Origin of the sequence: Robinsoniella sp. KNHs210 (genome assembly GCF_000686105.1) — a bacterium.
In the GTDB taxonomy this organism is placed as follows: Bacteria; Bacillota; Clostridia; order Lachnospirales; family Lachnospiraceae; genus Robinsoniella; species Robinsoniella peoriensis.
Genome location: NZ_JMLZ01000002.1, coordinates 1,678,596 through 1,696,079, shown reverse-complemented (window position 1 = coordinate 1,696,079; position 17,484 = coordinate 1,678,596). Strand labels below are relative to the sequence as shown.

The following is a 17,484-nucleotide window of genomic DNA, read 5'->3' as shown; positions in this document are numbered from 1 at the left end:
TTCTTTACAGTTATTTTACTAAAGAAAGGTGGAGGAAAAACTTCTATTTTAGTAGGATGATTTCTGTAAATTATTAATTAATTGAAGGGAAGGTAAGAAATGAAAAACAGAATGAAACGCATTACGGCACTAATTGTGACAATTGCCATGTCGGTATCAATGGTAATGACTCCATCGCTAAATGCAATGGCTGTTTCCGGGGAACCGATTCCGTCGATAGCAGAAGACAAGGTCTATCAGAGTCAGAGCGATGAAAGCGAAGCAGCACAAAGTAAAGTAACAGATACGGAATCTGAATCTGAATCTGAACAGACAGGAAGCGTAGAAGAACATCAGAACTTTTCTGAGGATGGCAGAAATACTCTAGAAACATACCAGGCAGAAACAAATTTTCCGGAGACAGAGCAAAGGCAATCGGATGATAAAGAATCGTCAGAACCTAAAACTGATGAGTTAGACACGGGTGCAGGCAGCGATAATAATTTAAAGCCAGAGAATAACTCTGATCTGAAAACTTCACTTTTGGATACAATTCGTAATGAAATTTCAGGAAATGACATTAAGGGAGAAAATATAATAGTAACTGCAGCAGTGGATGGTGAGACTAAACCGGATAGTCTCTGGCTGTTTTACCGCCAGATGCCGGATCAGGAATATACTTCTGTTGAAATGACACAAGTTGTTGGCCAGGATAATCCGGATAGCTATCAGGCAGTTCTGGAGCGGGATGAGCTATATACAGACAGCCTTGAATGGTTTACCCAGGCATTTTTTGGTGAACAGTCGGTAAAAAGCAGCGATGAAGATACGGTACTCATTAGCTCGGTTGACAGCAATGAAGCGTCGCCTCTTTTAATTACAGAGGCTGTGCAGGCGTCCCCTAAGGGTGCCGGCTATACCTGGTTTGAAGTGTATAACAATGCAAATGAAGCAGTCAATCTGAAAGATTATATTTTCTATTACGTTTATCCTACCGGAAGCTGGCTGGAGTGGTTTACGGATGGATATAACAGCACAACGGCTTCCAAGGTACCAAGCGGCCATATATCAGATAAAGATGTGATCTTACAGCCGGGAGAAAGCTGTATTTTCTGGCCGGGAGGAACGGTATATAGCGAGTCTAAAGAAACTGCAATGAGGGAATATTATGGGATATCTCAGAATGTCCAGGTTATTCATATTAAGCATGGCGGTTTTCATGCCAGTCAGGACCGGACGGTACGTATTGGAAAATCAACGGATGATATTATTGCAGAATGCAGTGTCAGCGGAAGCGATAATCCGGCACCTGCCAAAAAAGTATCTGATCAGTTTACCTATCGAAAAGATGGAAATATGGGATATAAGGTGTCGACTACAGCTGAACCAACACCTGGAATGACAGCATCCTGGCAGATGCCGGACCAGCCGGTGGATTTGTCGGCAGAGACCTTGTTAACCAATGCTGCGGCAGAAGAACTTGAAGACAGGATATCGTTTTCAGTTGATGTGAGCGGAGCTTTGGGTGCGGTAAATATATATCTTTCTTATCAGCAGGCAGGATTACCGGCTGAAAAAGTGCAGATGAAATCCAAAAACAAAAGTGCAGAAGCAACGTTCTCGGTTGATCTGTCGAAAGATCTTCTCTGGTCGGATGAGGTGACCTGGCACGTGGAATCGTCTGATGGAAAATTAACAGAGAATATTACGATGGCTGTAAATCATGGCGATCTTGACTATACAAAGGAGCCGCCCCTTATTTTTACGGAAGTGCTGCCAGTTCATGAAAATGGACAATACACCTATGCAGAAATATATAACAATTCCAACCAGACGATAAATCTGGGTTATTATACCCTTTATTATCAGTATCCGACGGATGCAGAAGCAGGCAAAGTATCTAAGACCTGGACAATAAATGCGCCGGATATCTATATGGAGCCCGGAAAAAGCGTTGTTTTGTGGTTGAGCAATAATGGAACTACCGTAGAACAGTTTAACACAAATTTTGGCACAGAACTGGTTGAAAATAAGGATATTGTTCGGATTGATTATGCTGGATTCCATGGCAGCGACTGGCGAAAGTTAAGTATTGGACGTGCCTTTGATAAGGTGATTGCAAGTGTTACATTCAATGAAAATGGTGCTGATTGTAAACCCGGAGAGAATACTGCCATTCAGTACACTTATCCAAAAAGCGGCGATTATAAAGAAAGCATAAAGGTATCAAATAAGCTGCAGCCATCACCAGGAAATACGCATACATGGCAGGTACCTTCCGAAGATAAGCGGGTAAATTTCCCGGGTTACCCGGAATATCCGGATACAGGGGCTTCTCCGGTTGTGAAAGAACGTACGGATAATCCGGTGCCGGCATCCATTAGTGAAGGAGAGGAATTATTTGCAGCTTTTGATTGTACCGATGCTATTGGATTGACTTCCATGGCAATCAAGTACCGCTTTGATAATGAAGAGACATTTCGCACTGTTTATGAAGCAAAGCAGCGGGTAAATGGACGTTTTTTTGCCAGAATTCCGGCAAATGAAATCCTGGGACATAAAAGACTGGAATTTTATGTTGAGGGATACAACCTTTACCGCAGTACTAAGACAAAAACCTACACCGTAGGAATCAATGGAGCAAATGATTTTGAGGGCATTCGTCTGAACGTTAATGACGCAAGCGTTGTAAATGGAGTAAAGACAATCACTGCAAATAATGGCAAGAATAATAAAGATACAAAGATATTAATTAATAATAAAGAAGAAGATACAGCAGGAGTACTAGAAAATGGTGCTTTTCTTTCGCTGGAAACAGGGGGTCAGGATAATTATTTCAAAAATGTTGTAACAGCTCCATATGGGGAGAATAACCGGGAGATCATATCCTATCTTGGAAAATGGACAAATCTGGCAGACCGCGCATTTTTGGTAGATAACAAATACTTTGCAGTAGATGAAAATGGAAACTATGTTGTTACATTCACTATTTGGGCAGGTGATTCCGGAACACCGTTTGAAGATATCTATCAGCCATCCGAAAACCATGAAGATTTTACGGTGAACAATGTAAAATTAGTGCTGGCAAATGGAGAAGTAATCGGGCCCGACCGCGCTATGCAGGATTATACCTATTCAGGGGATTCATTCCAATTGGATCTGGAGAATCCGGAAATAGACAGGACATATAAGATCGGAGACACAAAAAATGGTACCATGGCGCCATCATTGGAACTGCATTTTACAATACCTGCTGATAAACTCACCGCAGTTGGTACAAACTGGGATACTTCAAAATTGATAGATGGTGTGTATGAAGTAAAAGCTGTTTCAGAAGAGAAAGAAGCTACAGCAAATGTTACCGTAGATAATACGGCACCGGTTATCCGTCCGGGGATACAGAATCATGACGTATTAACAGGAGATATTCTGTTTGATCCTGAAATCACAGATGCAAATGGAATTCAGGAACAGATGACCTGGGCACGTCTGGACGGAAAAACCATTTCACTTCCATATAAAATTGCTTCAAAAGATATGGAGGCAGGAGAGCACACATTTACGGTAACAGCATATGATATCTGCGGAAATAAAACCGAAAATGAAGTGACATTCACAACAAATACCGTTAATCCTTCCGGAATTACCGCAAAAACCAGCGAAACAAAAGCACATCAGGCGAAACTGACAGTGGAGGCTGCACAATTAAACGGGAAGAGCGGAACAGCAGAATTTTATAAAGGAAGAGCCCTGACCCTGGAAAATGGATCGGTAACCATGGTACAAAGTGATGGGAGCAGCCAGATCACACTGGCTGCTGGAAATGAAGAAATGAAGGTTACCTCACCTATCGGCAATCTTCCTTATCAGATCTTTACTGTTAAGACGGGGACCGTTAAAAGTACGGACCGCATTGCCGCAAACTGGGATGGTAATGCAAGTTATGCAGACGAAACACATGCGACCGCTATGTACGTATACAATACAAAGGAAAACCGATGGGAACTGCTGAAAAAAGCAGATGATACCGGAAGCATTAAGGCAGAATTCCAGGCAGAAAATCATGTGGTGCAGGACACGGCATATCTTTTGGTTCAATGCAGAAGCGCAGGTACTCCACAAGTATCTCCGGGAAAAGCAAAAAGTGCGGCACTTTCTGGCTGGGAGGGTTTGCAAAGACCGGAGCAATACGACTTTTCCATGGCATGGATTACAGATACCCAATATTATGCAGAAACCTGGCATGACCATTTTTCAGTTCAGAATCAATGGATTGTAAACAATGCACTGGATTGGAAGATTCGCTACACCATCCATACAGGAGATATTGTAGACGAATGGGATATGCAGGATCAATGGCAGCGTGCGGATCAGGCAATGAAAATATTTGACGATAACAATATGCCGTATGGGGTATTGGCCGGAAACCATGATGTAGCAGCAGGAAATGAGTATTACAATAATTACTGGAATAATTTTGGTGAAGACCGGTTCTCAGATAAGGATTACTATGGAGAGAGCTACAAGAATAATCTGGGACATTATGATCTGCTGACGGAAAATGGACAGGATCTCATTATTCTATATATGAGCTGGGATATTTATCAGGAAGAGATTGACTGGATGAATCAGGTATTGGAGCAATACAAAGATAGAAAAGCAATTTTGTGTTTCCACAGATATGCAAATGTTAAAATTACAGATGACAGCATCTTAGATTATGCCGGAAAGGTGATTCAGGAAAATGTAGTAGCTAAAAATGAAAATGTAATCGCAGTTTTAAATGGTCATTACCATGGTGCATCTATACAGGTAGACGAATTCCAGAATGCGGATGGCACACAGCGTCTGGTATATCAGATCTGTACTGATTATCAGTCAGATCCGGAAGGTGGTTCAGAGTATATCAAATTCCTGTATTTCGATCTTCAGAATGATAAGATTTATATGAATTCCTATTCGCCTGCGAAAGAAGATTTTAACTACTTTGATTCACCAAAGCTGGAGTCTTATGGCGCTGGAACCGTTGCAATTAATCAGGATATCTATGAACTGGATGTTGATTTTGATACCTCAGCCAAATCTTTGGAAACCAGCCGTTTTGCTGCGGCAGTATACACGGATGAGCTGATCGGAAGAGCACCTGTTTCTAACGGCAAGGCAGAGTTTAACTATAGCGGGCTTTCGCCGGAAACGGGATATGGATGGTATGCCAAAGTGACTAATGATAACACGGGAACTGCCCGGTCAGATGTAGATATATTCTATACTACGAAAAAGCAGCCGGAACCGTCCAGGCCAGAACCGCCAAAACCGCAGCCGCCCAAACCGGATGAGCCGTCAGAACCCGTTGCTCCTGAAGTAACCGTTGGAAACACCGCTCTTAAAGTAACAGCTTCTTCCTATAACAGTCTGAAGCTCACCTGGAAAAAGGCAAAAAATGCTTCGGGCTATATCGTTTACCGGAGTGATAAGAAAAATGGAAAATATAAAGTAGCTGCCTCCATAAAAAAAGGATCTCAGACTTCCTATACGGACAAAAAGCGTAAATCCGGAAAAACCTACTACTATAAGATACGAGCATTTGGATATATAAATAATAAGAAGAAATATGGAAGCTATTCTGCGATTAAAAGCTGCAAAGTTGTTCCGGGAGAAGTTAAAATTGCTTCTGTTTCCAACAAAAAAGCGAAATCCTTATCCATCAAATGGAAGAAGACAGATGGTGCCGATGGCTACAAAATATATCGTGCTGCCGGTAAAAATGGGACATTCAAAAAAATTAAAACCATCAAAGTTACTAATACTAAGCGAAAGTCCTTTACATTTACCGATAGCGGACTAAAAAAAGGTAAAACTTATTACTACAAAATAAGAGCTTACCGTAAATCTGGAAAAACAAATATAACCGGGAAAACTGGCAAGGTAATAAGTAAAAAAGTTACCAGGTAAGAACTGATTTTCCTTCAAAGCACTGGACAAATCCATGATTTGGCACTAATATAGAGGTATCATTAGGCTGCTGCCATATATGCCAGGGAGGAACAAGAGATGAGAGGATTTAAAACAAAGAGAATATTAGGGCTGTTATTTGCCATGGTTTTTGTTTTGTGCGGAATTGGAACAATCGGAATGAATAAAGCTGAAGCAGCGGCAGGAACTGCTTCAGCTGCAGATCAACAGATATCCAAAAGTAAAGACACCCCAAATAAGGGGATGAATGTACATTTTATTGATGTGGGTCAGGCGGACTGTATTCTGGTGGAGTCAGCAGGAAAGTATATGCTGGTTGATGCAGGAAATAATGATGATGCAGACACAATTTTAGATTATTTGAAAAAACAGGGTGTGAAAAAGCTGGATTATGTAATCGGAACACATCCCCATGAAGATCATATCGGTTCATTAGACACTGTAATTGATACATATGACATCCAGACATTAATCATGCCGGCAAAAGCCCACACAACGAAGACATTTGAAGATGTTGTAGCTGCAATTGAAAAAAAGAAGCTTAGTATTACCGATCCTGTACCGGGTAAGAAATACAAGCTGGGTGATTCTGAATTTACCATTTTGTCACCAAAAAAGGGCAAGGACTATGGCGATAATTATAATAACTGGTCGGTAGGCATTAAATTGGTAAATGGAAAGAATAGCTTTGTACTGTGCGGAGATGCTGAAAAAGATTCAGAAAAAGATATGCTGGATTCCAAGATCGATCTGAAGGCAGATGTATTAAAACTTAGCCATCATGGCAGCCGCACGTCCACAACGGATGCATTTCTAAAAGCTGTACAGCCTGCATACGCGGTTATCAGCGTAGGGAAAGATAATGATTACGGACTTCCGGATGAAGAGAGTCTTAAAAAGTTATCTGAGAATAAGATTAAATATTATAGGACAGATGAACTGGGTTCCATCGTGGCATCCAGCGATGGGACTGATATTACCTGGAAATATACTTCCAATAAAGAAGATAAAACCGGTAAATCAGGTGATATAAAAAATAGCCGGAGCGAAAAACAAACTACGGAATCAGCAACAGAGGCTCCGGCAAAAGGAACGGATTTTATCATTAATACGAATACCGGTAAATTTCATAAGCCCGGATGTTCATCCGTAAAACAAATGAACGAATCCAATAAGCAGTATTATAATGGAAGCAGGGATGATTTAGTTTCCAAAGGATATGATCCCTGCAAAAGATGCAGCCCGTAAATTAAATATCAGACGAATCAGAAAAGGAACCCTTTTTCAATATGCGGGTTCCTTTTTAATGCCTGTAAAAGTTACCGGATGAAGAGGCAATTTGATTTTTACTTGCATTTTTAATCCGGATGTTGTTATAATAGCGGTTAGGTAAATGATAAGTTATGAAAGGATAATGAAAATGGCAAAGCAAACGATGACATATGATGCGAGCAGCATCTCTGTACTGGAAGGCCTGGAAGCAGTTCGAAAGAGACCAGGTATGTATATTGGTAGTGTTTCCAGAAAAGGCCTCAATCATCTTATATATGAAATTGTCGATAATGCAGTGGACGAGCATCTGGCTGGATTTTGTGACCGGATCGAGGTAACACTGGAGAAAGACGGTTCCTGTACGGTAAATGACAATGGACGTGGTATTCCGGTGGGGATGCACGAGAAGGGAATGTCAGCAGAACGTCTGGTATTTACGACACTGCATGCCGGGGGGAAATTTGATGATTCGGTATACAAGACAAGCGGCGGACTGCATGGTGTAGGTTCTTCTGTCGTAAATGCATTATCTACGTATCTGGATATTAAGGTAAGCAGGGAAGGTGCGATTCATCATGACCGCTATGAAAGAGGAATTCCGGTCATTGATTTGGAAAACGGACTGCTGCCGGTAATTGGAAAGTCCAGGAAGACAGGTACACTGATTAACTTCCTGCCGGATCCGGAAATATTTGAAAAGACTAATTTTGCGGCGGAGGAAGTGAAAAGCCGTCTCCACGAAACAGCTTATTTAAATCCGACTCTTACAATCGTATTTGAAGACAGGCGGGGAGCGGAGACAGAACATATTGAATTTCATGAACCAGATGGAATTATTGGGTTTGTAAAGGATTTGAATCAGCATAAAGAATCCCTGCATGAGCCCATTTATTTTAAAGGAGAAGCGGAAGGTATAACAGTAGAATGTGCGTTTCAGTATGTCAATGAGTTCCATGAAAATGTATTGGGCTTTTGTAATAATATTTATAATGCAGAGGGCGGAACCCATTTGACCGGATTTAAGACAACTTTTACCACCGTCATGAATAATTACGCAAGGGAATTAGGGATTTTAAAAGAAAAAGATGCCAACTTTACCGGTGCCGATATCCGAAACGGATTGACTGCCGTAATTTCTATCAAGCATCCGGCTCCGCGTTTTGAAGGCCAGACAAAGACTAAGCTGGATAATCAGGATGCGGCAAAAGCTTCCGGAAAGGTGACGGGAGAAGAGGTTGTCCTTTACTTTGACCGTAACCTGGAAACTTTAAAAAGTGTACTTTCCTGTGCCGAAAAAGCTGCTAAAATTCGAAAATCTGAAGAAAAAGCAAAAACGAATATGCTAACAAGGCAAAAATATTCCTTTGATTCTAATGGAAAACTCTCCAATTGTGAAAGCCGTAAACCGGAGCAATGTGAAATATTCATCGTAGAGGGAGATTCCGCAGGCGGATCTGCAAAAAATGCAAGAGACCGTAACTACCAGGCAATTCTGCCTATCCGTGGTAAGATACTGAATGTTGAAAAGGCAAGTATTGATAAAGTACTGGCGAATGCTGAGATTAAGACAATGATCAATGCTTTCGGCTGCGGATTTTCTGAAGGCTATGGCAACGATTTTGACATATCGAAACTGCGTTATAATAAAATCATTATCATGGCAGATGCCGATGTGGACGGTGCTCATATCAGTACACTTCTACTGACCCTGTTTTACCGGTTTATGCCGGATCTGATCTATGAAGGACACGTGTATATTGCAATGCCGCCATTGTATAAGGCAGTTCCATCCAGAGGTACGGAAGAATATCTCTATGATGATAAAGCACTGGAAAAATACCGCAGAGCCCATAAGGGACCCTTTACGCTGCAGCGATACAAAGGTCTTGGAGAAATGGATGCGGATCAGCTTTGGGAAACTACCCTGAATCCGGCCACGCGCCGTTTGAAGCTTGTGGAAATAGAAGATGCCAGAATGGCATCCAATGTAACGGAGCTTTTAATGGGGACGGAAGTACCGCCAAGAAGGGCATTCATTTATGAACATGCCTCAGATGCGGAACTGGATGTATAAGTTTGTCAAACTGCTAATTGGTATAACGATGAAGGAGCATTTAAATGGAAAATATACAGGAACAGATAATTAGAACAGAGTATTCGGATGTAATGCAGAAATCTTACATCGATTATGCAATGAGTGTTATTATAGCCAGAGCAATTCCCGATGTGAGGGACGGCTTAAAGCCGGTTCAGAGAAGAACGCTTTATGATATGTATGAACTGGGAATTAAGTATGACCGTCCTTATCGTAAATGTGCCCGTATTGTGGGGGATACCATGGGTAAATATCATCCGCATGGTGACAGTTCTATTTACGAATCCCTGGTGGTAATGGCACAGGAATTTAAAAAAGGCCTTCCTTTAGTAGACGGACATGGTAATTTTGGTTCAATTGAAGGGGATGGAGCGGCGGCAATGCGTTATACGGAAGCAAGGCTGCAGAAAATTACCCAGGAAGCTTACTTAAATGATCTGGATAAAGATGTCGTGGATTTTATTCCAAACTTCGATGGTACAGAAAAAGAGCCGGCTGTATTGCCGGTACGTCTGCCAAATCTTCTGGTAAATGGTGCGGAAGGTATTGCGGTAGGTATGGTAACCAGTATCCCGCCCCACAATCTGGGAGAGGTCATCGATGCGGTAAAGGCAACGATTAAAAATAATAAAATCACAACGGAAGAGTTAATGCAGTATGTACAGGGACCGGATTTCCCAACAGGCGGCATCGTCGTGAATAAAGATGATCTTCTTCAAATATATAAGACTGGTGCAGGTAAGATTAAGCTCAGAGGAAAAGTAGCGTTTGAACCTGGGAAAAACGGAAAAGACCGCCTTGTAATTACCGAGATTCCCTATACCATGATGGGTGCCAATATCGGGAAATTCCTAAATGATGTGGCAACCCTGGTGGAGACAAAAAAAACCAATGACATCGTGGATATATCCAACCAGTCATCCAAAGACGGTATCCGTATTGTTTTGGAACTGCGTAAAAATGCAGATCATGAAAACCTTGTGAATATGCTTTACAAAAAAACACGTCTGGAAGATACTTTTGGTGTAAATATGCTTTCGGTGGCGCAAGGTAAGCCGGAAACACTGGGTATCAAAGCAATTATTGAATATCACATAGATTTCCAGTTTGAACTTGCCACCAGGAAATATAAAACACTTCTTGCAAAAGAATTAAATAAGAAAGAAATCCAGGAAGGATTAATCAAAGCCTGTGATGTTATTGATTTAATTATTGAAATCTTAAGAGGCAGCAAAAACCAGAAGCAGGTAAAAGAATGCCTGATTAATGGTGTGACAGAAGGAATCAAATTCAAATCTGCAGCTTCCAAAAAGGCGGCCGCGTCTTTGAATTTTACGGAAGCCCAGGCAACTGCCATTTTAGAGATGCGTTTATATAAGCTGATAGGGCTTGAAATTGAAGCACTGCAAAAAGAACACGAGGCAACTCTTAAGAATATCGCTTCTTATGAGGATATTTTAAATAATTATAAATCCATGGCGAAAGTGATAATTAAGGAACTGGATGCCATCAAAAAAGAATATGCCAGACCGCGAAGAACAGCCATCGAAAACGCTGCAGAGGCAGTTTATGAAGAAAAGAAAATAGAAGAGATGGAAGTGATCTTTCTTATGGACCGGTTCGGATATGCAAAAACAATTGATGTGACTGCATATGACCGGAATAAGGAAGCTGCGGACAGTGAAAATAAATATGTCCTTTCCTGTATGAATACGGATAAGATCTGTATTTTTACAGATACCGGGAAGCAGCATCTGATCAAAGTAATGGATGTGCCTTACGGAAAGTTTAGGGATAAGGGCAAGCCGATTGACAATCTTTGTAACTACAGCAGCAGTGAAGAACAGATCGTACTGGTGGAAACCCTGGCTAAGGTGAAAATGTCGGTTCTGATATTTACCACGAAAACAGGAATGATCAAAAAAGTGGAAGGAACAGAATTTGATGTGGCAAAGAGAACCATTGCCGCAACGAAGCTGGCGGAAGAAGACCAGGTGGTATCTGTCACCTGCCTTGGAGACAGCGGGCAGATCGTACTGCAGACAGATCAGGGCATTTTCCTGAGATTTTTATTAGAAGAAGTTCCGCAGAAGAAAAAAGGCGCTGTTGGCGTGCGGGGGATCCGTTTGTCTGAAAATGATTTCATTCAGGAAGTTTACTATCTGTCATCACAGGATGACACTACGATTCTATATAAAGATAAGGAAGTACAGTTGAGTAAACTCCGCCTTGGCAAACGTGATACCAGGGGAACAAAAATCAGAGTATAGTCCGTGAAAATCCAATAACCGTCCGTGCAGTCTCCGTAAATACGCAAAGGCGGACAGCCTCAGTGAATCCGGGCTTCAGGTAGTTTCTCCCAAATTGGGGGTTGCAATTTACAATTCACGGTGCTATAATGAACAAGATGATGAATAAATTACTAGAGTATGAGTGGGCGAAAGTCCACTCATCTTTATTGTGTAGAACAGAAAGGCGATGCAGATGACGAAAAAAGAAATCTATGAGCAGAAAACAGAAGAAATCCTCTTATCAATTGTAAAGGAGCATGCATTTGAACTGGTTGATGTGGAATATGTGAAGGAGGGTGGAAGCTGGTACCTGCGTGCATATATCGACAAAGAAGGCGGAATCGCAATTGATGACTGTGAAGTAGTGAGCCGCGCATTAAGTGAAATTTTAGACCAGAAGGATTTTATTGAAGATGCTTATATCCTGGAAGTGAGTTCTCCCGGACTAGGAAGGCCGCTTAAGAAGGAGAAAGATTTCGTACGAAGTATGGGTGAAGAAGTAGAAATCCGTACTTATCGTGCTTTTAATAAACAGAAAGAATTCGTCGGAATCTTATGTGCCTATGATAAAGAGAGCGTAACTATTGAATTAGAAGACAAAGAAGAAATGAAGTTTGAGAAATCGGATATTGCGCTGATCAGGCTGGCGTTCGATTTCTAATCAAGGAGGAAAAGTATAATCATGAATAACGAATTGTTAGAAGCGCTGAATATTCTGGAAAAGGAGAAGAACATCAGCAAGGATACATTGCTGGAGGCAATTGAACAGTCACTGATTCAGGCTTGCAAGAATCACTTTGGAAAAGCAGACAACGTTAAAGTCTCAATTAATCCGGATACTTGTGAATATCATGTATTTATGGAAAAGACAGTGGTGGAAAAAGTAGAAGACAGCGTTATGGAGATCAGCCTTGTTAATGCGATGCTGATCGATTCCAAGTATGATGTGGGTGATATCGTTAATGTGGAAGTGAAATCCAAAGAGTTTGGACGTATTGCCACACAGAATGCGAAGAACGTTATTTTACAGAAAATCCGTGAAGAAGAGCGTAAAGTACTCTTTAATCAGTACTACGGCAAAGAAAAAGATGTTGTTACCGGTATTGTTCAAAGATATCTTGGCAAGAATGTAAGTATCAATATGGGCAAGGTAGACGCAATCTTAAATGAAAATGAAATGGTAAAAGGTGAAATCTTCAAACCTACAGAACGTATTAAAGTATATGTACTGGAAGTAAAAGATACACCCAAGGGACCAAAAATTCTGGTTTCCAGAACACATCCGGAACTGGTGAAACGTCTTTTCGAATCTGAAGTAACCGAAGTTAAGGATGGAACAGTAGAGATCAAAAGCATCGCAAGAGAAGCAGGAAGCAGAACGAAGATAGCAGTATGGTCAAACAACTCTGATGTAGATCCGGTTGGCGCATGTGTCGGCTTAAACGGTGCAAGGGTTAACACTATTGTTAATGAACTCAGAGGCGAGAAGATCGATATCATCAACTGGGATGAGAATCCTGCAATACTTATTGAAAACGCCTTAAGTCCTGCAAAAGTAATCTCAGTTATCGCAGATAATGATGAGAAAACGGCTAAGGTTGTGGTTCCAGATTATCAGTTGTCACTGGCAATCGGTAAAGAGGGACAGAACGCAAGACTGGCAGCAAGGCTTACTGGATTTAAGATAGATATCAAGAGTGAAACCCAGGCAAGAGAATCCGGTGACTTCTATGATGATCCTTATGAAGAAGATATTTTCGAAGAGGAAGCAGAAGAAGGATTCTTTGAAGAAGAAAATTATAATGAGACGGCAGATGAGCAGGAATCATTTGCACAGAACATTATGGAAGACCAGGAAGCATATACAGAAGATGAATTATTTCACGAAGATGAACTGATGGAAGAAGACGGTTTTGATGAGGATATTCTTGAAGAAGAAGCTTCTCTGGAAGGCAGTCCGGATCCGGAAGATAAGTAATCGAAGGAGTACAGTATGAGCCAGGTTAAAAAAGCACCTATGCGAAAATGCATCGGATGCCAGGAAATGAAAAACAAAAAAGAAATGATGAGAGTCCTCAAAACACCGGAAGACGAACTTGTCATTGATACGACCGGTAAAAAAAATGGTAGAGGCGCATATCTGTGCTTTTCAAAAGAATGTTTTGAAAAGGCAGTGAAAAGCAAAGGGCTGGAGCGTTCATTAAAAATGAGTATCCCCCCATCTGTATATGAAGGTTTAAAAAAGGAGATAGAGCATATTGAAACAAAATAAAATTCTGTCTCTCATTGGTTTGGCAATGAAAGCCGGCAAAGTTGTAAGCGGCGAATTCTCGACGGAGAAAGCAGTAAAAACAGGGCAGGCATGTCTTGTAATTATCTCCGAAGAAGCCTCCGATAATACCAGAAAAAAATTTCAGAATATGTGTACGTACTATGAAGTGCCGATTTATTTTTATGGAACGAAGATTGATCTGGGTATCGCCATTGGAAAGGAGTTTCGGGCATCTTTAGCAGTGACCGACCAGGGGTTATCTACTGCCATAGAAAAGCAGCTTAGTAACAGTAATTAACGGAGGTAGTAATATGTCAAAATTGAGAGTGCATGAGTTAGCAAAAGAATTAGGGAAACAAAATAAAGAAGTCATGAATTATCTTACAGAGAAAGGAATAACGGTAAAGAGCCATATGAGTACAATAGAGGAAGGTATGGTGGATGACATCCGTAAAAATATCGGAAAAGGCACTGCTAAACCTGCAACGGGAGCAGGGGAAGTAAAGGCACAGGAAGCATCCACATCTACAAAACCGGAAAGTAAAGAACAATCCACAGGAGAACCGGTAAAGAAAAAAAATATATCACAGGTATTCCGTCCGCAGAACAGCCGTACCGGAATGCAGCAGCGCCCGGGTCAGCAGCGTTCACAGGGACAGGCAAGAAGACCTCAGGGAAATACAGGTGCAGTACAGCATCCACAGAGCCAGCAGACAGTGAAGCCACAGGAAAACCCGGAAGTGAGGGCGCAGTCAGCAGCTCCGGTAAAACCACAGGTTCAGCCGGCAGCCGGAAGTGATGTACAGGCAAAACCTGTTTCCTCACAGCCGACGGCAGCTCCGGTACAGCATACAAGTGCAAAAGAACCGCAGACAGCGGCACCGGTTACCCCAAACAGCAGACCACAGGAAACGGAACAAAGAACTTATAACAATCAGGGTGGCCAGAGACCTTATAATAATCAAAACAGCCAGGGCGGCCAGAGACCTTATAATAATCAAAACAGTCAGGGTGGTCAGAGATCCTATAATAATCAGGGCAGCCAGGGTGGTCAGAGACCTTATAATAATCAGAACAGCCAGGGAGGCCAGAGACCTTATAATAATCAGAACAGCCAGGGCGGTCAGGGAGGCCAGAGACCATACAATAACCAGAACAGCCAGGGCGGTCAGGGAGGCCAGAGACCATACAATAACCAGAACAGCCAGGGCAGTCAAGGCGGCCAAAGACCTTATAATAACAACGGCGGTCAGGGTGGTCAGAGACCTTATAATAACAACGGCGGTCAAGGAGGTCAGAGACCTTATAATAGTCAGGGCGGTCAAGGAGGCCAAAGACCTTATAATAACAACGGCGGTCAGGGTGGCCAGAGACCTTATAATAGCCAGGGCGGTCAGGGAGGCCAGAGACCTTATAATAGCCAGGGCGGTCAAGGAGGCCAAAGACCTTATAATAACAACGGCGGTCAGGGTGGTCAGAGACCTTATAATAACAACGGCGGTCAGGGAGGCCAGAGACCTTATAATAACCAGGGCGGTCAAGGAGGCCAGAGACCTTATAATAACCAGGGCGGCCAGAGACCATACAATAATGGACAGCGTTCACAGGGACAGGGATCTTATGGTGCAGCTTCAAGTGCTCCAAAATCAGATCTGGCTAAACCGGTTACAAAAGAATCCAGAATCAGAGCAGATAAATTTAACAAAACAGATAAATTTGTAAAAGAAACCAAAGGAAACCGTCCAAATCAGAAGAATAGTAATTTCAAGGGTGGGAAAGCTATTAGCAAGACTGCTAAACCAGTTAAGCCAATGTCTCAGCCAGTAGAAAAGAAGGAAGATGAAATCAAGACAATTATCTTACCGGATATTTTGACAATTAAAGAACTTGCAGATAAGATGAAAATACAGGCAGCTGTTATTGTTAAAAAATTATTCCTTCAGGGAACAATGGTTACGGTAAATCATGAAATCGATTATGATACTGCAGAAGAGATTGCATTGGAATACAACTGTATTGCAGAGCATGAAGTAAAAGTAGATGTTATCGCAGAACTCTTAAAAGAAGATGACGATGATGATACAACATTAGTAGCAAGACCTCCGGTAGTATGTGTTATGGGTCATGTTGACCATGGTAAAACATCCCTTTTGGATGCCATCCGTAATACACATGTTATTGCAAAAGAAGCCGGTGGAATCACACAGCATATCGGTGCTTATGTGGTAAATATTGATGGACAGAAAATTACATTCCTGGATACACCGGGACATGAAGCGTTTACAGCTATGCGTATGCGTGGAGCGAACTCTACAGATATTGCCATTCTGGTAGTAGCTGCAGATGATGGTGTTATGCCGCAGACAATTGAAGCAATCAACCATGCGAAAGCCGCTGGAATTGAGATAATAGTTGCCATCAATAAAATTGATAAGCCAAGTGCCAATATTGAAAGAGTAAAACAGGAATTATCAGAATATGAACTGATTCCGGAAGACTGGGGCGGAAGTACGATATTTGTACCGGTTTCAGCACACACACAGGAAGGTATTGAGCAATTGCTGGAGATGATTATTTTAACAGCAGAAGTTGCAGAGTTAAAAGCAAATCCAAAGAGAAAAGCCAGAGGTCTTGTGATCGAGGCAGAGTTAGATAAGGGAAAAGGACCGGTAGCGACAGTTCTGGTTCAAAAAGGAACATTAAGAGTAGGTGATCCGATAGCAGCAGGTTCCTGTTATGGTAAAGTACGTGCTATGATGGATGACAAGGGAAGAAGAGTAAAAGAAGCAGGCCCTTCTACTCCTGTTGAAATTTTAGGTTTAAGCGACGTACCAAACGCAGGTGAGATATTTGTTGCAACTGACAGCGATAAGGAAGCAAGAAGCTTTGCAGAAACCTTTATCAGCCAGGGTCGTGAAAAACTTCTGGAAGATACGAAAGCAAAAATGTCCCTGGATGATCTCTTCACACAGATTAAAGCCGGTAATCTGAAAGAATTCGGAATTATCGTCAAAGCCGATGTACAGGGTAGTGTAGAAGCGGTAAAACAGAGTCTGTTAAAACTTTCCAATGAAGAAGTAGTCGTTAAGATTATTCACGGCGGAGTTGGTGCTATCAATGAATCTGACGTTATACTGGCCTCTGCATCCAACGCAATTATTATCGGATTTAATGTCCGTCCCGATGCAACGGCAAAACTTACCGCAGAACGCGAAGGGGTAAATGTAAATTTATACCGTGTCATTTATGATGCAATCGCAGATGTGGAAGCAGCAATGAAGGGAATGTTAGATCCTGTATTTGAAGAAAAGGTACTGGGTCATGCAGAAGTACGCCAGACATTCAAAGCATCCGGAATTGGTACAATAGCAGGTTCTTATGTTCTGGACGGTATATTCCAGAGAGGCTGTTCCGTGCGTATTACCAGAGAAGGAAAACAGATTTTTGAAGGACCGCTTGCATCACTGAAACGATTTAAAGATGACGTAAAAGAAGTTAAATCAGGTTATGAATGTGGTCTGGTATTTGAAAAATTCAATGACGTGCAAGAGTTTGACCAGGTTGAAGCGTACACAATGGTTGAGGTTCCACGTTAAGTAGAA

9 protein-coding genes are annotated in these 17,484 nt (G+C 41.7%); all 9 read left to right on the top strand.

Going from position 1 to position 17,484, the window contains the following annotated elements:
- Positions 1-99: 99 nt before the first annotated feature.
- The 9 genes from CD03_RS0114380 to infB all read left to right on the top strand — a co-directional run bounded on the left by CD03_RS0114380 (position 100) and on the right by infB (position 17,478).
- Positions 100-5,931 carry a metallophosphoesterase gene (locus CD03_RS0114380; RefSeq protein WP_027294253.1) on the top strand — a complete coding sequence of 1,944 codons (5,832 nt, stop codon included), beginning with the start codon at positions 100-102 and terminating at the stop codon, positions 5,929-5,931.
- A 99-nt stretch (positions 5,932-6,030) separates the two neighbouring features.
- The gene (locus CD03_RS0114375) at positions 6,031-7,200 is read left to right on the top strand and encodes a ComEC/Rec2 family competence protein (RefSeq protein ID WP_044289390.1); all 1,170 of its coding nucleotides are present in this window, start codon (positions 6,031-6,033) and stop codon (positions 7,198-7,200) included.
- A 172-nt stretch (positions 7,201-7,372) separates the two neighbouring features.
- A complete protein-coding gene (locus tag CD03_RS0114365; RefSeq protein ID WP_027294251.1) occupies positions 7,373-9,298 on the top strand; it encodes a DNA gyrase/topoisomerase IV subunit B in 1,926 nt (641 codons plus the stop codon).
- Positions 9,299-9,342: 44 nt separating this feature from the next.
- A complete protein-coding gene (locus CD03_RS0114360) occupies positions 9,343-11,589 on the top strand; it encodes a DNA gyrase/topoisomerase IV subunit A (protein ID WP_027294250.1) in 2,247 nt (748 codons plus the stop codon).
- A gap of 214 nt (positions 11,590-11,803) precedes the next feature.
- A complete protein-coding gene (rimP, locus tag CD03_RS0114355; RefSeq protein WP_027294249.1) occupies positions 11,804-12,271 on the top strand; it encodes a ribosome maturation factor RimP in 468 nt (155 codons plus the stop codon).
- A 21-nt stretch (positions 12,272-12,292) separates the two neighbouring features.
- A complete protein-coding gene (gene nusA, locus CD03_RS33555) occupies positions 12,293-13,588 on the top strand; it encodes a transcription termination factor NusA (protein WP_044289389.1) in 1,296 nt (431 codons plus the stop codon).
- 15 nt (positions 13,589-13,603) lie between these two features.
- Positions 13,604-13,882: an RNase P modulator RnpM gene (gene rnpM / locus CD03_RS0114345; RefSeq protein WP_027294248.1), complete on the top strand. Its 279-nt coding sequence runs from the start codon at positions 13,604-13,606 to the stop codon at positions 13,880-13,882.
- Complete coding sequence (locus CD03_RS0114340; protein WP_027294247.1) at positions 13,869-14,180, top strand: L7Ae/L30e/S12e/Gadd45 family ribosomal protein; 312 nt, start codon at positions 13,869-13,871, stop codon at positions 14,178-14,180. Before rnpM ends, CD03_RS0114340 begins: the two co-directional genes overlap by 14 nt.
- 13 nt (positions 14,181-14,193) lie before the next feature.
- Complete coding sequence (gene infB, locus CD03_RS37220) at positions 14,194-17,478, top strand: translation initiation factor IF-2 (protein ID WP_156042898.1); 3,285 nt, start codon at positions 14,194-14,196, stop codon at positions 17,476-17,478.
- Positions 17,479-17,484 lie beyond the last annotated feature (6 nt).

Coding starts and splice junctions, on each gene's coding strand:
- CD03_RS0114360 (WP_027294250.1), top strand. CDS start 9,343: ATGGAAAATATACAGGAACAGATAATTAGAACAGAGTATTCGGATGTA.
- rimP (WP_027294249.1), top strand. CDS start 11,804: ATGACGAAAAAAGAAATCTATGAGCAGAAAACAGAAGAAATCCTCTTA.
- CD03_RS0114375 (WP_044289390.1), top strand. CDS start 6,031: ATGAGAGGATTTAAAACAAAGAGAATATTAGGGCTGTTATTTGCCATG.
- infB (WP_156042898.1), top strand. CDS start 14,194: ATGTCAAAATTGAGAGTGCATGAGTTAGCAAAAGAATTAGGGAAACAA.
- nusA (WP_044289389.1), top strand. CDS start 12,293: ATGAATAACGAATTGTTAGAAGCGCTGAATATTCTGGAAAAGGAGAAG.
- CD03_RS0114380 (WP_027294253.1), top strand. CDS start 100: ATGAAAAACAGAATGAAACGCATTACGGCACTAATTGTGACAATTGCC.
- CD03_RS0114365 (WP_027294251.1), top strand. CDS start 7,373: ATGGCAAAGCAAACGATGACATATGATGCGAGCAGCATCTCTGTACTG.
- rnpM (WP_027294248.1), top strand. CDS start 13,604: ATGAGCCAGGTTAAAAAAGCACCTATGCGAAAATGCATCGGATGCCAG.